At 70.7% G+C, this 15,865-nt stretch carries 13 protein-coding genes; 4 read left to right on the top strand and 9 right to left on the bottom strand.

Annotated features, from left to right (window positions below; translation table 11 throughout):
- Positions 1 to 26: 26 nt before the first annotated feature.
- The 4 genes from ACTWQR_RS43680 to ACTWQR_RS43665 all read right to left on the bottom strand — a co-directional run bounded on the left by ACTWQR_RS43680 (position 27) and on the right by ACTWQR_RS43665 (position 2,729).
- Positions 27 to 488 carry a DUF6099 family protein gene (locus ACTWQR_RS43680; RefSeq protein WP_443232848.1) on the bottom strand — a complete coding sequence of 154 codons (462 nt, stop codon included), beginning with the start codon at positions 486 to 488 and terminating at the stop codon, positions 27 to 29.
- A 213-nt stretch (positions 489 to 701) separates the two neighbouring features.
- Positions 702 to 1,034: a nucleotide pyrophosphohydrolase gene (locus tag ACTWQR_RS43675; RefSeq protein ID WP_443232847.1), complete on the bottom strand. Its 333-nt coding sequence runs from the start codon at positions 1,032 to 1,034 to the stop codon at positions 702 to 704.
- Positions 1,031 to 2,197: an ATP-binding protein gene (locus tag ACTWQR_RS43670; RefSeq protein WP_443232846.1), complete on the bottom strand. Its 1,167-nt coding sequence runs from the start codon at positions 2,195 to 2,197 to the stop codon at positions 1,031 to 1,033. The genes ACTWQR_RS43675 and ACTWQR_RS43670 overlap by 4 nt, the downstream gene beginning before the upstream one ends.
- Positions 2,198 to 2,339: 142 nt before the next feature.
- Positions 2,340 to 2,729 carry a cell division protein SepF gene (locus tag ACTWQR_RS43665; protein WP_443232845.1) on the bottom strand — a complete coding sequence of 130 codons (390 nt, stop codon included), beginning with the start codon at positions 2,727 to 2,729 and terminating at the stop codon, positions 2,340 to 2,342.
- Between the two features lie 342 nt (positions 2,730 to 3,071).
- Between ACTWQR_RS43665 and ACTWQR_RS43660 the strand changes: the two genes are divergently transcribed.
- Positions 3,072 to 7,178, top strand: coding sequence for a molybdopterin-dependent oxidoreductase (locus ACTWQR_RS43660; RefSeq protein WP_443232850.1), 4,107 nt, complete (start codon positions 3,072 to 3,074; stop codon positions 7,176 to 7,178).
- A 120-nt stretch (positions 7,179 to 7,298) separates the two neighbouring features.
- Here the strand turns inward: ACTWQR_RS43660 and ACTWQR_RS43655 are convergent, their stop codons facing one another.
- From ACTWQR_RS43655 to ACTWQR_RS43640, 4 genes are all read right to left on the bottom strand, one after another.
- Positions 7,299 to 9,200 (bottom strand): ABC transporter permease, encoded by a 1,902-nt coding sequence (locus ACTWQR_RS43655; protein ID WP_443232844.1) that lies wholly within the window; start codon positions 9,198 to 9,200, stop codon positions 7,299 to 7,301.
- Positions 9,201 to 9,340: 140 nt separating this feature from the next.
- Entirely contained in the window at positions 9,341 to 10,171 is an 831-nt protein-coding gene (gene modA, locus ACTWQR_RS43650; RefSeq protein WP_443232843.1) for a molybdate ABC transporter substrate-binding protein, read from the bottom strand.
- A 35-nt stretch (positions 10,172 to 10,206) separates the two neighbouring features.
- Positions 10,207 to 10,629, bottom strand: a complete 423-nt coding sequence (locus tag ACTWQR_RS43645; protein WP_443232842.1) for a TOBE domain-containing protein — start codon at positions 10,627 to 10,629, stop codon at positions 10,207 to 10,209.
- A gap of 285 nt (positions 10,630 to 10,914) precedes the next feature.
- Positions 10,915 to 12,390, bottom strand: a complete 1,476-nt coding sequence (locus tag ACTWQR_RS43640; protein ID WP_443232841.1) for an MFS transporter — start codon at positions 12,388 to 12,390, stop codon at positions 10,915 to 10,917.
- Positions 12,391 to 12,643: 253 nt separating this feature from the next.
- Between ACTWQR_RS43640 and ACTWQR_RS43635 the strand changes: the two genes are divergently transcribed.
- Complete coding sequence (locus tag ACTWQR_RS43635; RefSeq protein ID WP_443232840.1) at positions 12,644 to 13,135, top strand: MarR family winged helix-turn-helix transcriptional regulator; 492 nt, start codon at positions 12,644 to 12,646, stop codon at positions 13,133 to 13,135.
- Between the two features lie 234 nt (positions 13,136 to 13,369).
- Here the strand turns inward: ACTWQR_RS43635 and ACTWQR_RS43630 are convergent, their stop codons facing one another.
- Entirely contained in the window at positions 13,370 to 13,603 is a 234-nt protein-coding gene (locus ACTWQR_RS43630; protein ID WP_443232839.1) for a hypothetical protein, read from the bottom strand.
- 300 nt (positions 13,604 to 13,903) lie between these two features.
- Between ACTWQR_RS43630 and ACTWQR_RS43625 the strand changes: the two genes are divergently transcribed.
- Both ACTWQR_RS43625 and ACTWQR_RS43620 read left to right on the top strand, forming a co-directional pair.
- Complete coding sequence (locus tag ACTWQR_RS43625; RefSeq protein ID WP_443232838.1) at positions 13,904 to 15,043, top strand: CapA family protein; 1,140 nt, start codon at positions 13,904 to 13,906, stop codon at positions 15,041 to 15,043.
- Positions 15,040 to 15,828, top strand: a complete 789-nt coding sequence (locus ACTWQR_RS43620; protein WP_443232837.1) for a hypothetical protein — start codon at positions 15,040 to 15,042, stop codon at positions 15,826 to 15,828. The genes ACTWQR_RS43625 and ACTWQR_RS43620 overlap by 4 nt, the downstream gene beginning before the upstream one ends.
- The last annotated feature ends 37 nt before the right edge of the window (positions 15,829 to 15,865 follow it).

Here is a 15,865-nt window from a genome sequence, read left to right as displayed (position 1 = left end):
CCCCCCCCCCCCCCCCCCGCCCCCCGCTACCCCGCCGCCGCCCCCTGATCCCGCACCGCGAGTCTTCGCAGCATCTCCAGCACCCGGTCCCGGGACTCGTCCGCCGCGTCGATGGCTTCCATGCACTGCCAGTACGTCCCCTCGTCGTCCGACGCGGAGGCGATCCCGACGAGCGCGATGCCGACCTCGCCGAGGAGGTTGCCGAGGTCGAAAAGGGCCCGGCGGGCATCGCCGAGTTCGGTGAGCTGGGCCGCGCGTAAGCTCCCCGCGTCGAGTAAAGGCGCGTCCAGAACCCCGCAGCCCCGACCGGCCAGCTCGGTCAACCCCAGCGCCTCGCCGCGCAGTTCGGGAGGCCCGGAGACCGCCACGTAGCTGCCTATCGCCTGGGCGAGGGCCTGCACCTGCCAGGCCTCCGCCATGATCCCGGCAGCATCACTGCTCCCGGCCAGGGAACCCCTGCTCGCGCCGATGAGCCGCACCGCGTCCATGCGCTGCCCCCGTCTGTCCCGACGCGCTCTTCACACGCCTGCCCGAACTCCGCCTGTCCACTACCCAGAGTGAAGTGCCTCGGGACGAAAAGCCAGAGGAAGCCTGAAATCTGTGGACAATGAATTGGATGGGGACAGATCCATGACTCCGGAGAGTGACAAGCTGGGTTCCGAAGTCCTCTTCCGGAAGGCTCAGAGTGCTTCCAGGGACGGTCAGGACTCCTCCCCCACCGGAAACCTTCGTTCATTCCGGTCGATCTTCGCGTCGAGCGCCGCCAGCGGATCGATACCGAGCACCTCGCACAGCTGCAGCAAGTAGGCCAGCACGTCCGCGACTTCGTCCGTCACGCGGGGCGCTCTCTTCGGGTCGTCCATCACTCGGGCCGACTCCTCGGGCGTCAACCACTGGAAGATCTCGACGAGTTCGGACGCCTCGACACTGAGCGCGGCGACGAGGTTCTTGGGCGTGTGATAGGGCTGCCAGTTCCGTGCGGCCGCGAACTCGGCCAGCCTGCGCTGCAGCGTCGCCACATCAAGTTCAGTCACGGCTCCAGGTCTACCACCGTCACCCCGCCCACTCCCGCCGCCCAGGACGCGTCACTCACGGCCCCCACCAGCCGGATGTGCCCGCGCTCGCACATCCGCGCCGCCAGGCGTACGAGCCCCTCCCGCTGTCGTGCGTCCAGATCGCGGTCGAACCCGTCGGCGAGCACGGTCAGCGTCTGCAACGCCGCGGGCACCTCCCCGGCCGGGTCGACCTCCAGCACACCAGGACCCGTGAGCAGCACCAGGGCCAGCGCGAGATACCTCAATTCCCCGTCCCCCAGCAGCCCGAGAGGCGTACGCGGCCCGTCACCCCGGTCGAGCACCGCCCGTACCGTTCCGGCCATCCCGTCGGCCGACCGCTCGGCCAGCACGTCGTGGACCGGACCCACGCACCCCGCGCGCACAGCGTCGACCAGGAGCGCGTGTCGGCGTCCGCACTCCGACCGGGTACGCCACAGCACTTCGGCGAGGTTGTCGCAGCCGCTCAGCAGCCGTCCCGCGCCGAGCGGCACGGCGGTGCGCATGGAGCGGGGCTGCGGGTCACAGGTGAAGACGGACCGCAGGGCGACCACCATCTGCTCGGCGGCGGCGAGGACTTGGCGCTGGCCGTCGGTCTTGCCGGCGACGCGCAGCGGAAGGAGCGCGGTGCCGAGCCGGTCGTCCGGGAGCGGGGCCCGGGTCACCGGGGACGAGCCCCCCGTGTGCCAGGCCGCCTGGACGGCACGCCGGCTCGGGTCACGCAGGGCCGTCTCCAGCAGCGTCCGCCCGCCCGTCGTCAACCGCTCGCCCACGATGCGCAGTTCGGGTTCGGCCTGCACGGCGACATCGAGTCGTACGGGGCCCTCCGGGCCGTCCACCGTGCAGCCGATGCGGAAGCCGCGCCGCCGCTGGGCGTCGGGCCGGGCCCGCTGCGGCACGCAGGCGACCGGGTCCCGGAACACCTCGCCCAGCTCGGCGCCGCCGCCCAGCCGGGCCAGTGCCTCGTACGCCCGCAGGGCACTCGACTTGCCGCTGCCGCTGGGCCCGGCGAAGAGGCTGAGCGGCCCGAGTGGGAACGCGGCGCGGCGGTGCGCGGCGAACGCGGAGAGCCGCAGTTCGGTGACGCTCGGCCGGTCCGGACGTGCCTCGGTCTCCTCGCAGGTCCCGAGAGATGACGCGGTCATATCCGGAGTCATATCCGGAAGGTAGGACTCCCCCTCGGGCCGAACCGTTTCACCCGGGAGACCTTCCTACGATCGAGGGATCCGACCCGGGATCCGACCCAGGGATCGGACCAGGGATCGAACCCAGGAGTCGGAAGGTCGGTCAGGCCCCGGGAATCCCCGCCCCCTCCATCAGGCCCCGCACCTCGGTGCCCGGCGGCGTGAGAAGGAACACGTTCCGGTCGACCCGGTGCATCCCGCTCGCGAGGCCGAAGACGACGCCCGTGCTGAAGTCGAGTACACGCTTGGCGACGTCCGTCTCCGCGCCGGTGAGGTCGAGAAGGACCGGGATGCCGGCCATCAGGGTCTCGGCGACCTCGCGGGCGTCCGCGAAGACGTTGATCCTGAGCACCATGAAACGGCGCCGCGCCTCGGTCTCCGCCTCGGGGATCGACCGGTGGTCGACCGCCGACGGCCAGGCATCACGGCCTCGCAGCGGTACGACCTGGGCGAGCCCTTCCCACTGTTCATCGGTGACGTCGTGGCTGTTCACCGGCTCCCCCCGACCTGACTCGCACTGATTGCCTGCACCGGCCAATTCTTGCGCATGGTCACCCGTTCGGCCCAATAGCGACACGGACCGCAAACCCGATCGTGTATCTCAGAATCACCTTGGGGCTCCCTCACAGCGCCTCGGCGGCGGCTGTGTGACGGGTGTAACGCCTCATGATCGCGTCGCGTGACACAGGCGTAACGGGCAATTCGTACGCTCACGGACCGAGGTTCCGTTCGGAGGAGACGCTCGGAGAAGGCCGGAGAAAGGCAGCGCGTGACCACGACCACCCCCACGACGCAGGTGCGCACGGTCTGCTCGTACTGCGGCGTGGGCTGCGGAATGGTCCTGGACATCGGGATGGGGCCCGACGGGCGGCGTACGGTCCTGAAGGCGTCCGGGGACAAGGCGCACCCCGCGAACTTCGGCCGGCTGTGCACCAAGGGTGCGACCACTGCCGACATGCTCGCCGCTCCGGGGCGGCTGTCCACCGCTCTCGTACGGGACGACCGCGGGGAGGAGCCGGTGCCCGCGTCCGTGGACGCGGCGATCGCCGAGACCGCGCGGCGGCTGCGGGCGATCATCGATGAGTACGGCCCGGACGCCTTCGCCTTCTATGTCTCCGGACAGATGAGCCTGGAGGCCCAGTACCTGGCGAACAAGCTGGCCAAGGGCTTCGTACGGACTAATCAGATCGAGTCCAACTCCCGGCTGTGCATGGCGAGCGCGGGCGCCGGATACAAGCTGTCGCTGGGCGCCGACGGTCCGCCCGGCTCGTACCAGGACTTCGAGAAGGCGGACGTCTTCCTCGTCATCGGCTCGAACATGGCGGACTGCCATCCGATTCTGTTCCTGCGGATGATGGACCGGGTCAAGACGGCGGGCGCGAAGGTGATCGTCGTCGATCCGCGGCGCACGGCGACCGCCGACAAGGCCGATCTGTTCATGAAGATCAAGCCGGGAACGGACCTGGCCCTGCTGAACGGGCTGCTGTATCTGCTCCACGAGAACGGGCACACGGATCCCGACTTCATCGCCGCCCACACCGAGGGCTGGGAGGCGATGCCGGGCTTCCTCGCCGACTACGCGCCCGCCGCCGCCGCCGAGATCACCGGCATCCCGGAGGCCGACATCCGTGAGGCCGCGCAGCTGATCGGCCGAGCGGGTGAGTGGATGAGCCTGTGGACCATGGGCCTCAACCAGTCCACGCACGGCACCTGGAACACGAACGCCCTGGTCAACCTGCATCTCGCGACCGGAGCGATCTGCCGCCCGGGGTCCGGCCCCTTCTCGTTGACCGGGCAGCCCAATGCCATGGGCGGTCGTGAGATGGGGTACATGGGCCCCGGTCTGCCAGGGCAGCGGTCCGTTCTCGTCGACGACGAGCGGGCCTTCGTCGAGGAGCTGTGGGAGCTGCCGCCCCAGACCCTCCGCAAGGACGGGGTCGGGCAGGGCACGGTCGAGATGTTCCAGAAGATGGCGGACGGCGAGATCAAGGCCTGCTGGATCATCTGCACCAATCCCGTCGCCTCGGTGGCCAATCGCAAGACGGTGATCGAAGGGCTCGAGGCGGCCGAGTTCGTCGTCACACAGGACGTCTTCGCCGAGACCGAGACCAACGCGTACGCCGATGTCGTGCTCCCCGGCGCGATGTGGACCGAGACCGAGGGTGTCCTCATCAACAGCGAGCGCAACCTCACGCTCGCACGGCCCGCCGTGGAACCGCCCGGCGAGGCGCTCGCGGACTGGCAGCTGATCGCGCGGGTGGCCTGCGCGATGGGGTACGAGAAGGGGTTCTCGTACGAGAGCGCGGAAGAGGTCTTCGAGGAGATCAAGCGCGCGTGGAATCCGAAGACCGGGTGGGATCTGCGGGGTGTGACGTACGAGCGGCTGCGGGACGTCTCCGTGCAGTGGCCCGCCGCGCGGGAGGACGGGCCCGACCGGAATCCGATCCGGTACGTGGACTCCGGGGTCGGGGACGCGGCGGACAGGGGGCCGGTGTTTCCCACGGCCGGCGGGCGGGCCGTGTTCCATGCTCGGCCGCACATGCCCGCCGCTGAGATGCCCGACGACGACTTTCCCTTCGTACTGAACACCGGACGGCTTCAGCACCAGTGGCACACGCTGACCAAGACGGGGAAGGTCGCCAAGCTCAACAAGCTCAATCCCGGGCCGTTCGTGGAGGTGCACCCGCAGGACGCCGCCGAACTCGGGGTGGCCGACGGCGACCGGGTCGAGGTCGCCTCGCGGCGGGGGCGGGCCGTGCTGCCCGTGGTGGTGACCGACCGGGTTCAGCCCGGGTGTCTCTTCGCTCCGTTCCACTGGAACGATCTGTTCGGGGAGTATCTGAGCGTCAACGCGGTGACCAGTGACGCGGTGGATCCGGTGTCGTTCCAGCCGGAGTTGAAGGTGTGCGCGGTGGCGTTGGCGAGGGTCGCGGGACCGGCTCCGGCTCCGGCTTCGGCTTCGGCTTCGGCTCCGATGGAGTCGAAGCTCGTTGACGCGATCACACCGACGGCTGTCACCCAGAGCCCGGCGGGGAACGTCTTCGGCCTTGAGCCCACCCCGCCGCCCGTTCTCAGCGCCCACGAACGGCAGTACCTCACCGGCTTTCTCGCCGGGCTTCCCGCGGGCGCCCCCGGCGTGCCGGTACTGCCGCCGGACGCTCCGTTCGACCCCGACCACGCTCTGTGGGTGAACGGTGTCCTCGCCGGGATGTACTCCCGCGCGGGCGACACCCCGCAGGTCCCGGCCCCGACCCCGGCCACTCCTCTGCGCGAAGTCGTCGTCCTCTGGGCCTCGCAGACCGGCAACGCCGAGGAGTTCGCGACCGCGGCCGCCGAGCGCCTCGCCGCGACCGGGCACCGGGCGACGCTCGTCGGCATGGACGACGCCGACCCGCGCGCGCTGCCGCCGGGCGCGGACCTGCTGCTGATCACCAGCACGTTCGGCGACGGCGACGCGCCCGACAACGGCTCCGGTTTCTGGGCGGCGCTGGACACGTCCGAGTCGCCGCGCATGGACGGGGTGCGCTATGCCGTACTGGCCCTCGGCGACTCCTCGTACGACGACTTCTGTGGACACGGCCGCCGACTCGACCAGCGGCTGGACGAGTTGGGGGCCGTCCGGCTCGCTCCGCGGACGGACTGCGAGCCGGACTTCGAGCCATCGGCCGAGGCCTGGCTCGACCAGGTGCTCACCGCCCTCGCCCCCGGCGAGGCCCCCGACCGGACACCCGCCGCGCAGCCCGCTCCGAACGCCCTGAGCGCTCCGAACGCCCCGAGCACTCCGAATGCGCCGAACGCCCCGAGCACTCCCAGGCAGAGGAAGCCCGCCCCCGTCACCGCCCGGCTCACCGGCAACCGGCTGCTCAGCCTGCCCGGCGCGGGCAAGGAGGTCCGCCGGTTCACCTTCGACACGCGAGAGAGTGAGACGCCGCTGACCTACGAGGCCGGGGACGCGCTCGGCGTGCGACCGGTCAACTCCCCCGCTCTGGTGCGGGAATGGCTGGAGGTGACCGGACTGGACGCCTCGACCACTCTGGAAGTGAACGGAGTCGGCGAGACCTCCCTCGCCGAGGCGCTGGGACGGCATCTCGACATCACCAGAATCACCTCGGACCTGCTCCGTTTCGTCGCCGAACGCACCGGTGACAACCGGGAGTTGAAGAGGCTGATGCGTCCGGACAACAAGGACGGGCTCGCGAAGTGGAGTTGGGGACGGCAGGCCGTCGACGTGATCGCCGAACACCCTGTGCGGGCGAGCGCCCAGGAATGGGCCGGGATCCTCAAGCCGCTGCAGCCCCGCCTGTACTCCATATCGTCGAGCCCGCTCGTCGACCCGCGTCTCGTGTCGCTGACGGTCTCCGTCGTGCGGTACGAAAACCTCGGCGGACGGGCACGCGGCGGCGTCTGCTCGCCCTTCCTCGCCGACGCCGAACAGGACACTCCGGTGCCGGTGTTCGTGCAGCGCTCCCCGCACTTCAGGCCGCCGGCGGACCCGGCGACACCGATGGTGATGGTCGGGCCCGGCACTGGAGTGGCACCGTTCGTCGGCTTCCTCGACGAGCGGCGGGCGCTCGGCCACCGCGCGCCCAACTGGCTGCTCTTCGGCGAGCAGCACCGGGCCACCGACTTCTACTACGAGGACGAGCTGACCGGCTTCCTCGACGACGGCACCCTCACCCGCCTGGACACGGCGTTCTCCCGCGACCAGCGCGCCAAGGTCTACGTCCAGGACCGGATGCGCGAGCACGGGCCCGAACTGTGGTCCTGGCTCCAGACCGGCGCCCGCTTCTACGTCTGCGGAGACGCCTCCCGCATGGCGAAGGACGTCGACCGGGCGCTGCGGGACATCGCCGTCGCGCACGGCGGCCTGGGCGAGACCGAGGCCGCCGCGTACGTCAAGCAGCTCGCCGCGGAGAAGCGATACGTCCGGGACGTGTACTGATCTCGACCACTCAACTGATATCGACCGCTGAGAGGGGCCCCTTCTCCAAGGGGCAGGCCCTTCTCAGAGAGTCACGCCCGTTTCGGAGGGTCAAGCCGGTTTCAGAGGGTCACGCCGGTTTCAGAGAGTCACCACCGTCGTCTCCGTTGCCTTCACGCTCGTCCATACCGCGGTGCCGTCGGCCAGTCCGAGTTCGGCGGCGGCCTGCGGAGTGATCTCGGCGACCAGGTCGGGCGCCCGGTCCGAGGTGATCAGGACGCGCAGCCGGCTGCCCGAGGCGGTGATCTCCCGTACGGTGCCCGGCCATACGTTGCGGGGGCTGCCGCCGGGCTTGTCCCGGTGTACGGAGACGGCCTCCGGGGCGATGATCGCCAGGGCCTCGGTGCCCTCGGGCAGCGGGTCCGCGATCACCAACTGGCCGTTGCCTTCGGCGAGTTGAAGTCCCCCTGCGATGGCCGTGCCGGGCCAGGCATTGCGGCCGAGCATGCGGGCCACCCAGGGCGAGCGGGGGTGGCGGGTGACTTCGGTGGGGGTGGCGTCCTGGAGTGTACGGCCGTCGTCGAGTACGAGGACGCGGTCGGCCAGGGACACGGCCTCGACCGGGTCGTGCGTGACGATCAGGCAGACTCCGCCGAAGCCGTCGAGGTGGCGGCGCAGAGTGTGGCGTACCTGGGCGCGGGTCGTCTGGTCGAGTGCGGCGAGGGGTTCGTCGAGGAGCAGGAGCCGGGGCCGGGCCGCCAACGCCCTTGCCAGAGCGACGCGTTGGGCCTGGCCGCCGGAGACCTGGGCCGGTTTGCGGTGCGCGAGATGACCGACGCCGAGCCGGTCGAGCCACTCCTGGGCGACCGTCCGGGCCTCGGCCCTGCGCACGCCCTGGGCCCGGAGTCCGTACGCGGTGTTGGCGAGCGCGGTGAGGTGCGGGAAGAGGGCGCCGTCCTGCGGGACCCAGGCGACCCCGCGGCGGTGCGGGGGCAGGCCGGTGACGTCGTTCTCACCGAGGCGGAGACTGGCGTGCGCGCGCGTGGTGAGGCCCAGCAGCGCCCGCAACAGGGTGGTCTTTCCCGCTCCGTTGGGGCCGACCACGGCGATCGTGGTGCCCGGTTCGGCGTCCAGGACGAGCTGGTTGAAGCCGGAGACCTCGGCGTGCAGGGACCAGGGTTCGCTGTCGCTGTCGGGGACGGCCGGTTCCGTACTGACGGGCGCCGGTGAACTGCCGTCCTCCGCAGGGGACTTGGGTACCGCGTACAAGCGCCTGCCGCCCGGTGTCCCCGTGAAGCGGCCGCGCAGGGCGACGAGGACCGCCATGGCGATGGCGAGCAGGAGGAGGGAGACGGAGGTGGCGGCCTCCGGGTTCTCCTGGAGGAGCAGATAGACCTGGAGGGGCAGGGTCTGGGTGGTGCCCGGAAGGTTGCCCGCGAAGGTGATGGTGGCGCCGAACTCGCCGAGGGCACGGGCCCAGGTGAGCGCGGCGCCGGCGATCAGGCCCGGGGCCACCATGGGCAGCGTGACCGTCGCGAAGACCCGTACGGGCGAGGCGCCCAGGGAGGCCGCGGTCTCCTCGTAACTCGGCCGCAGCCCCGCGATCGCCCCCTCGAGGCTGATCACCAGGAAGGGCATCGCGACGAAGGTCGCGGCGAGGACCGCGCCCGAGGTGTGGAACGGCAACGTGATGCCGAAGGTGTCGTCCAGCCAGGGCCCGAGCAGCCCACGCCGGCCGAACGCGAGCAGCAGCGCGACACCGCCGACGGTGGGCGGCAGCACCATCGGCAGCAGCACCAGCGAGCGGACCAGTGCCTTGCCGGGGAACGGCACCCGGGCGAGCAGCCAGGCCAGCGGGACGCCGAGTACGAGGGACAGCCCGAGCGACCAGAAGGAGACCACCAGCGACAGCTTCAGCGCCTGACTGGTGCCGGGGCTGGTCAGATGGTCGCCGAGCTCGCCCCAGCTGGTGCGGGCCAGGATGCCGGCCAGCGGGAGCACCAGGAAGGCGATGCCGAGCAGGGCGGGGAGGGCCAGCGGCATGGGCGTACGGAGGCCACGGGGTTCATGGGGGTCATGGGAGCGGGAGCCACGCGGGCCACGGGAGCGCCTGGTTTCGTGGTTCGGCTCGCTGGGGCGTACGCCTTTCATGATCCGTTACGGCCTCTCGATCCGTTACGCCTTTACGGCTTCTCGAAACCCGCGTCACGCAGGATCTTCTGGGCCTCTTCCGTGGACAGCCAGGTCACGAAGGCCTTGGCCGCCGCGGAGTGGCCGGACTCCTTGAGGGTCGCCGCCGGGTAGGAGGCGATGGCGTTCTGGTCGTCGGGGATCGTGACGGTGTCGACCTTGTCGGTCGCCGTGGCCGCGTCGGTCTTGTAGACGATGCCCGCGTCCGCCTCGCCGAGCTCGACCTTGCTGAGCACCGCCCGGACGCTGGCCTCCTCGGAAACCGGCTTCACGGTGATCCCCTGGGTGTCGAGGACCTGCTCGCTGTAGCGGCCGACCGGGACCTCGGGGGCCGCGAGCACGACCTTCAGCTTGGTGTCGGCGAGGTCCTCGAGGCTTTCGATCTTCTCCGGGTTGCCCTTGTCGGTGACGATGACCAGGCGGTTCTTCGCGATGACGGTCGGGGTGCCGGTGTCGGACCCGAGCCCGTCCATGGTCCTGGTGTCGGCGGTGACGAGCGCGTCGGCGGGGGCACCCTGCTTGACCTGGGCGGCCAGTTCCTGGGACCCGGCGAAGGAGAAGGTCACCTTCGTCCCCGGGTGCTCCTTCTCGTACGCCGCACCCGCGGTCTTGAACACATCGGTCAGCGAGGCCGCGGCCAGCACGGTCAGCTCGGTCTTCGAAGTACCGGCGGCCTCCGCGCCACCGTCCGCGCCGCCGTCGTCGTCACCGCAGGCCGCGAGCGACACGAGCAGGACGGTGGTCAGGGCAGCGGCGGCTGCGCGGCGCCGGGTGATGAGGCGGGTCACCGGGTGGGGCGTGGCGTGAAGCATGGGGTCGGGCATGGCGTGGGGCTCCTGGGATGCGGCCGGCCGGTCGGTCAGGTGCGGTCGATGTGCACGTTGGTCGACTTCACGCGGGCGGTGGCCCGCATACCGACCTCCAGGCCCAGTTCCTCGACGGCCTCCCGGGTCAGCAGGGAGACCAGCCGGTGCGGGCCCGCCTGGATGTCCACCTGGGCCGCGACGTCGCCGAGCTTGATGGCGGTGACGATGCCGGGGAACGCGTTACGGGCCGAGGTGTACGGGGTTTCCTCCTCGCCGGAGCCGCCGGAGCCGCTGGTACCACCCGTGCCGCTCTGTGCGAGCTCGACGGAGAAGGCTGCCAGGTCCCGGCCGTCGATGAGGCGACGGCCGCCCTCGTCACGGTGGGTCGCGACCCGGCCGGCGTCCGCCCAGCGGCGCGTGGTGTCGGGGCTGACGCCCAGCAGGCGTGCCGCCTGACCGATGGTGTAGGACTGCATATGCGACAGATTAAGCCGCTCAGTCTCGCATCTGCAATGTGTCGAGTGATTATCCATGGCAGGTGCGGTTCGGCGGGACAAAGCTTGCCGGCTCGCCGAGAGACCGCGGGCACCAAGACAGACGGCCGCCCCACTGCCCGGCGGGCACGCCATCCCGTCAACGGTCTGGCCTTCCGGCCGACCAGCAGGGGCACGGTCTGACCTCAGAAGTCGATTGCTTCCGGCCTCGAAAGTGCTCACCTACTGGCGGCTACGGCATCGAGTCTCTACGACCGACAGCTCCCATCAGGCCTTGACCTGAACCTCGGATACCTCGGGAGCGGAGTCCGGGGCCGTGCCGGGCTCGGGCGCCGGCTCGGCGGTCCGCTTCGGGACCGGGATGAAGAAGGCGACGATCGCTGCCGCGATGCCCACGCCGCAGCCGATCAGCATGGCGACGCGGAAACCGTCCTCGGAGGGCAGGGCGAAGCCGCCGAAGTTCGTGGTCATCTGGGCGAGCACCACGGCCATCACAGCGGCCGAGACGGAGCTGCCGATGGAGCGCATCAGCGTGTTGAAGCTGTTGGCCGAGGCGGTCTCCGACTGCGGAACCGCGCCCATGATCAGGGCGGGCATCGCACCGTAGGCGAAGCCGACACCCGTGTTGGCGACGATGGTCACGACGAGCAGACCCCAGAGGGAACCGGTGCCGATCATCGGCAGGGAGATGCCGTAGCCGAGGGCGATGACGGCGGCTCCGACGGCCAGGGTGACCCTGGGGCCCTTGGCGGCGGAGAGCTTGGCGCCGATCGGCGACATGACCATCATCATCAGGCCCGCCGGGGCCAACCACAGGCCCATGGCCAGCATCGACTGGCCCAGGCCGTAGCCGGTGGCCTTGGGCAGCTGGAGCAGCTGCGGCACGACGAGGGACTGGGCGTACATCGCGAACCCGATCAGGATCGAGGCCACGTTCGTCATCAGTACCTGCGGACGGGCAGTCACACGCAGGTCGACCAGGGGCTCGGCGGTACGCAGCTCCCACCAGCCCCAGACCAGCAGCAGGACGATCGCGGCGGCGAGCAGTCCGAGCGTGCTGCCGCTGCCCCAGCCCCAGTCGGCACCCTTGGAGACGCCGAGGAGCAGGCAGACCAGGGCGACGCCAAGGCCGAACGCACCGAGCAGGTCGAAGCCGCCCTTGGCGGTGCTCTCATGGCCCGCGGGTACGAAGATCCAGATCAGGGTGGCGACGGCGAGGGCCAGGGCGGCGACGACCCAGAACAGCACGCGCCAGCTGGCGTTCTCGGCGATCGCCGCGGCGAACGGCAGGCCGAGCGCACCACCCACGCCCATGGACGCGCTCATGATCGCGATGGACGAGCCGAGCTTCTCCGCCGGCACGACGTCGCGCAGGAGGCTGATACCGAGGGGCACCACGCCCATGCCGAGGCCCTGCAGACCGCGTCCGGCGATCATCGGGACCACCGAGGAGGACAGGGCGCAGACGACGGAGCCGAGGACGAGCGGCCCCAGGGAGACCAGAAGCATGCGCTTCTTGCCGTACATGTCACCGAGGCGACCGGCGACGGGGGTGATGACGGCCGCCGCGAGCAGCGTGGCGGTGATGACCCACGAAGCGTTCGAGGCGCTGGTGTCGAACAGCCTCGGCAGTTCACCGATCAGCGGCACCACCAGGGTCTGCGTAATCGCGGCGACGATGCCCGCGAAGGCGAGGATGCCGACGACACCGTCGGAGCGGCCTTCGAGCTTGGGTCTTTCCACGGGTACTCCCTCATGCGTTCGCGCTCATGCGCTTGGCGTTCACGTACTGGCGCCCATGTGCTTCCGGACCATGGCGCGCTGCGCCACGCACTGACTTGCACCGTGCAACCGACTTGCCTCATGCAGTCGACTTGCATCGTACATAGAATGTGCATCATGCAAGTCTCATGCATCATACACATCGCACTGGACGTATGTGCGGGAGGTCGCTCCCCCAGCGGGAAGCCAAGCAAGGAGCCGAAGGAGCCCTCGCGTGGACAAGCCGGCAGAGCCCGACAATCCCACCAAGTCCGCCAAGCCCACAGACCTGATCGAATTCGAGGCCACGCTGCTCGGGCGCCACCTGAACCCGCTCACCGCACGCGCACGGGGGCTCCGCGGGCGGCTCGACCGCAGTGCCTGTCTCCTGCTCAGCCGCCTCCAGGCGGAGGGGCCGATGACCATCGGCGGGCTCAGCACCGCCTTCGGCCTGGACGCGTCCACCCTCAACCGGCAGACCGCGGCCATGCTGCGTTCCGGCATCGTCGAGCGCATCCCCGATCCGGACGGGAGAATCGCCCGCAAGTTCGCCGTCACCGCCGAGGGCGAGCGCCGCCTGACCGCGCATCGCGCCGAGAACGTCGACGGACTGGAGAAGGTGATGGCCGACTGGTCGCCGGAGGAGGTGGCTGAGTTCGCCACTCTGCTCAGCCGCCTGAACCGCGACATCGAGCGTTGCGACGGGCGCCCTTGGCCGCGCTCCTAAAGGCCAGGAACGTACGTCCGGCTGTGGCCGCTCCCAGGCGATGCCGTCGACGACCCGCTTGACTTGGACGGGCGGACGGGCGGACGGGCGGACTGGGAAGGGGCGCGGCGGGGTCGACTGCTGACGCGCCCCCGAGTTCATGCCGTCGCGCGATAGCCAGACAGTCAATCAGCCAGACAGACAGCCAGCCAGCCAGTCAGTCAGTCAGTCAGTCGGCGAGCCGGTGCCCGCAGTTCAGCCGTGGTCGACCAGTTGGGCGTGGCCCTTCTGCCGTGCGCAGTGGGCGCAGCAGTAGAACTCCCCGTCCGCCTGCAGCCCGTGTCCCAGGATCCGGCAGCTGCAGTTGTCGCAGATCGGAGCCATTCGCTGGGCCGCGCACTCCAGGCTGTCGAAGACATGGACCGCTCCAGCAGCCCGTACCTCGAAAGCCAACTCGTAGTCGTTTCCGCATACTTCGCACACCGCCATGGGACATCCCTCCATCAGTTTCCCGAGCAGTTTCCCGAGACGGGCGGACCGAGGTCGCGCCGGAACACAACGAGCCTGTGCCCCGGCCTTCCGGCGGCGCAAGGCCACGTGCTCCGTCCGGCGCAGCAGCCGTCTGCTCCGGGAGACAGCCCGTCCGCTCCGGGAGACGCCTACCCGCTGAACGGTCGTGATGCCCAAGTGGACGCTTCGAACGCCCGCGCGGCGCTGACCGCACCGCCGGACGCTACGGCCGTCCGGGACCGCTGACCGCTACGGCCGTACGGGACCTACAGTGAGGGTATGGGCGGCACGGTGACGCTGTTCCTGTGCGGCGATGTGATGCTCGGGCGCGGCGTCGACCAGATCCTCCCGCGCCCCGGCGATCCGGTGCTGCGGGAGGACTACGTCGAGGATGCCCGGTCCTATGTCCGGGCGGTGGAGGCGGTCAACGGCCCGATTCCCGCGCCTGTCGCCCCCTCGTGGCCCTGGGGCGCCGCACTGCGAGTGCTGGAGGAGGCCGCGCCGGACGCCAGGATCATCAATCTGGAGACGGCCGTCACGCGCAGTGACACGTTCGCGGCGGGCAAGGGGATCCACTACCGGATGCACCCGGCCAACGTCCCGGCCCTGGCGGCGGCCCGGCCCGACGTCTGCGTCCTGGCCAACAACCACGTGCTGGACTTCGGCCGCCCGGGCCTCCACGAGACGCTCGGTTCACTGGCCCGCGCGGGCCTGCGGACCGCGGGCGCGGGACGCGACGCCGACGAGGCGTACGCACCCGCCGTCATCCTCCTCGGCCACGGCAGCCGTGTGCTGGTCTTCGCCCTCGGGATGCCGTCCAGCGGCGTCCCGCAGAGTTGGGCGGCGACCGCGGACCTGGCCGGTGTCGCCTACGCCCCGGACGCGTCGGCCGAAACCGCCGCCGCAACGGTCGAGCGCGTGCGGCGGGCGAGGCGCCCGGGCGACATCGTGGTCGTCTCCGTCCACTGGGGCTCCAACTGGGGCTACCGCGTCGCACGGGATCAGACCAGCTTCGCTCACGCCCTGGTAGACGGCGGCGTCGATGTCGTACACGGGCATTCCTCGCACCATCCCCGCCCCGTCGAGGTGTACCGCGACCGGCTGATCCTCTACGGCTGCGGCGACTTCATCGACGACTACGAAGGGATCTCCGGTTACGAGGAGTACCGCGACGACCTTCGACTGGCCCACCTCGTCTCGGTGGAGGCGGACACCGGCCGTCTCGTCGGCCTGCGCATGGTGCCCCTGCGCAGTCGGCGGATGCGGCTGGAGCCCGCGACGGACGAGGACCGCGCCTGGCTGCGGGCAACCCTCACCCGGATCGGCAGCGGCGCGGGCATCGACCTGGAGCCCGACGGTGCGCTGAGACTGATCCATCCCGCCACCGCACCCGCACCCGGGAGCCGGAGCGGCCGATGAACCGTTGGCTGCGGCTGACGCTGCTGGGCGTGGGGGCGATGAACTCGCCACGGTTCGCCCCCGCCGGTCTGCTGCTGCGGTGCGCCGGGTACCGCGTGGCCTTTGACGGCGGACCCGGCGCCGAGCCGCCGCCCGGACGGCTGGACGCCTGGCTGGTCACCGACGAGCAGGCCGAGCTGCGATCCGCCCTGCGCCGGCAGGCCGCCGCGCGGTGCGTCCGGTTGCGGGCCGGTGATCTGGAGCTGGGCCGGGTGCGGGTGCGGTGCCGACCGGTGGCGCACACCTCGCATCCCGCGTACGGCTACCGCATCGAGGCGGGCGGCCTTGCGGTGGTGTGGGCGCCGGAGTTCTGGGAGTTCCCGACCTGGGCCGCGCGGGCGGACCTGATGTTCGCCGAGGCCGCCTCCTGGGACCGGCCGATACGGTTCCGGGGCGGCGTGGGCGGCCATGCCAGCGCACACACGGTCGCCGAGCAGGCCGTACGGCACGGGGTGCGACGGCTGGTCTACGCCCACATCGGCCGGCCCACCCTGCGGGCGATGGACGCCGGGCTGAGGCCACGGACCGGCGAGTGGGGCATCGAGGGGCGCACCTACTCCTTGCGGCTCACCGCGGGTGCCTTACGCCGGAGCGTCAGGTGCCGAGAGCGTCACGCTGAACTACACCCGCGCCGACCGTCAGCTGTACACCTCGGCCTTCGCAGGATCATCGACGCCCCACGAACACGAATCCAACGCATCACCCGAGCGCGATGCTCCACACCGGCGGGCACACCAGAGCGCTGACGCCCCCGAGGCGGCACGGCCCTCGTCTCTGGACCCG

The organism is Streptomyces sp. 2A115, from assembly GCF_052245575.1.
Lineage (GTDB): Bacteria > Actinomycetota > Actinomycetes > Streptomycetales > Streptomycetaceae > Streptomyces.
The sequence above is the reverse complement of the archived record's forward strand: the minus strand, read 5'-3'. Positions and strand labels throughout refer to the sequence as shown.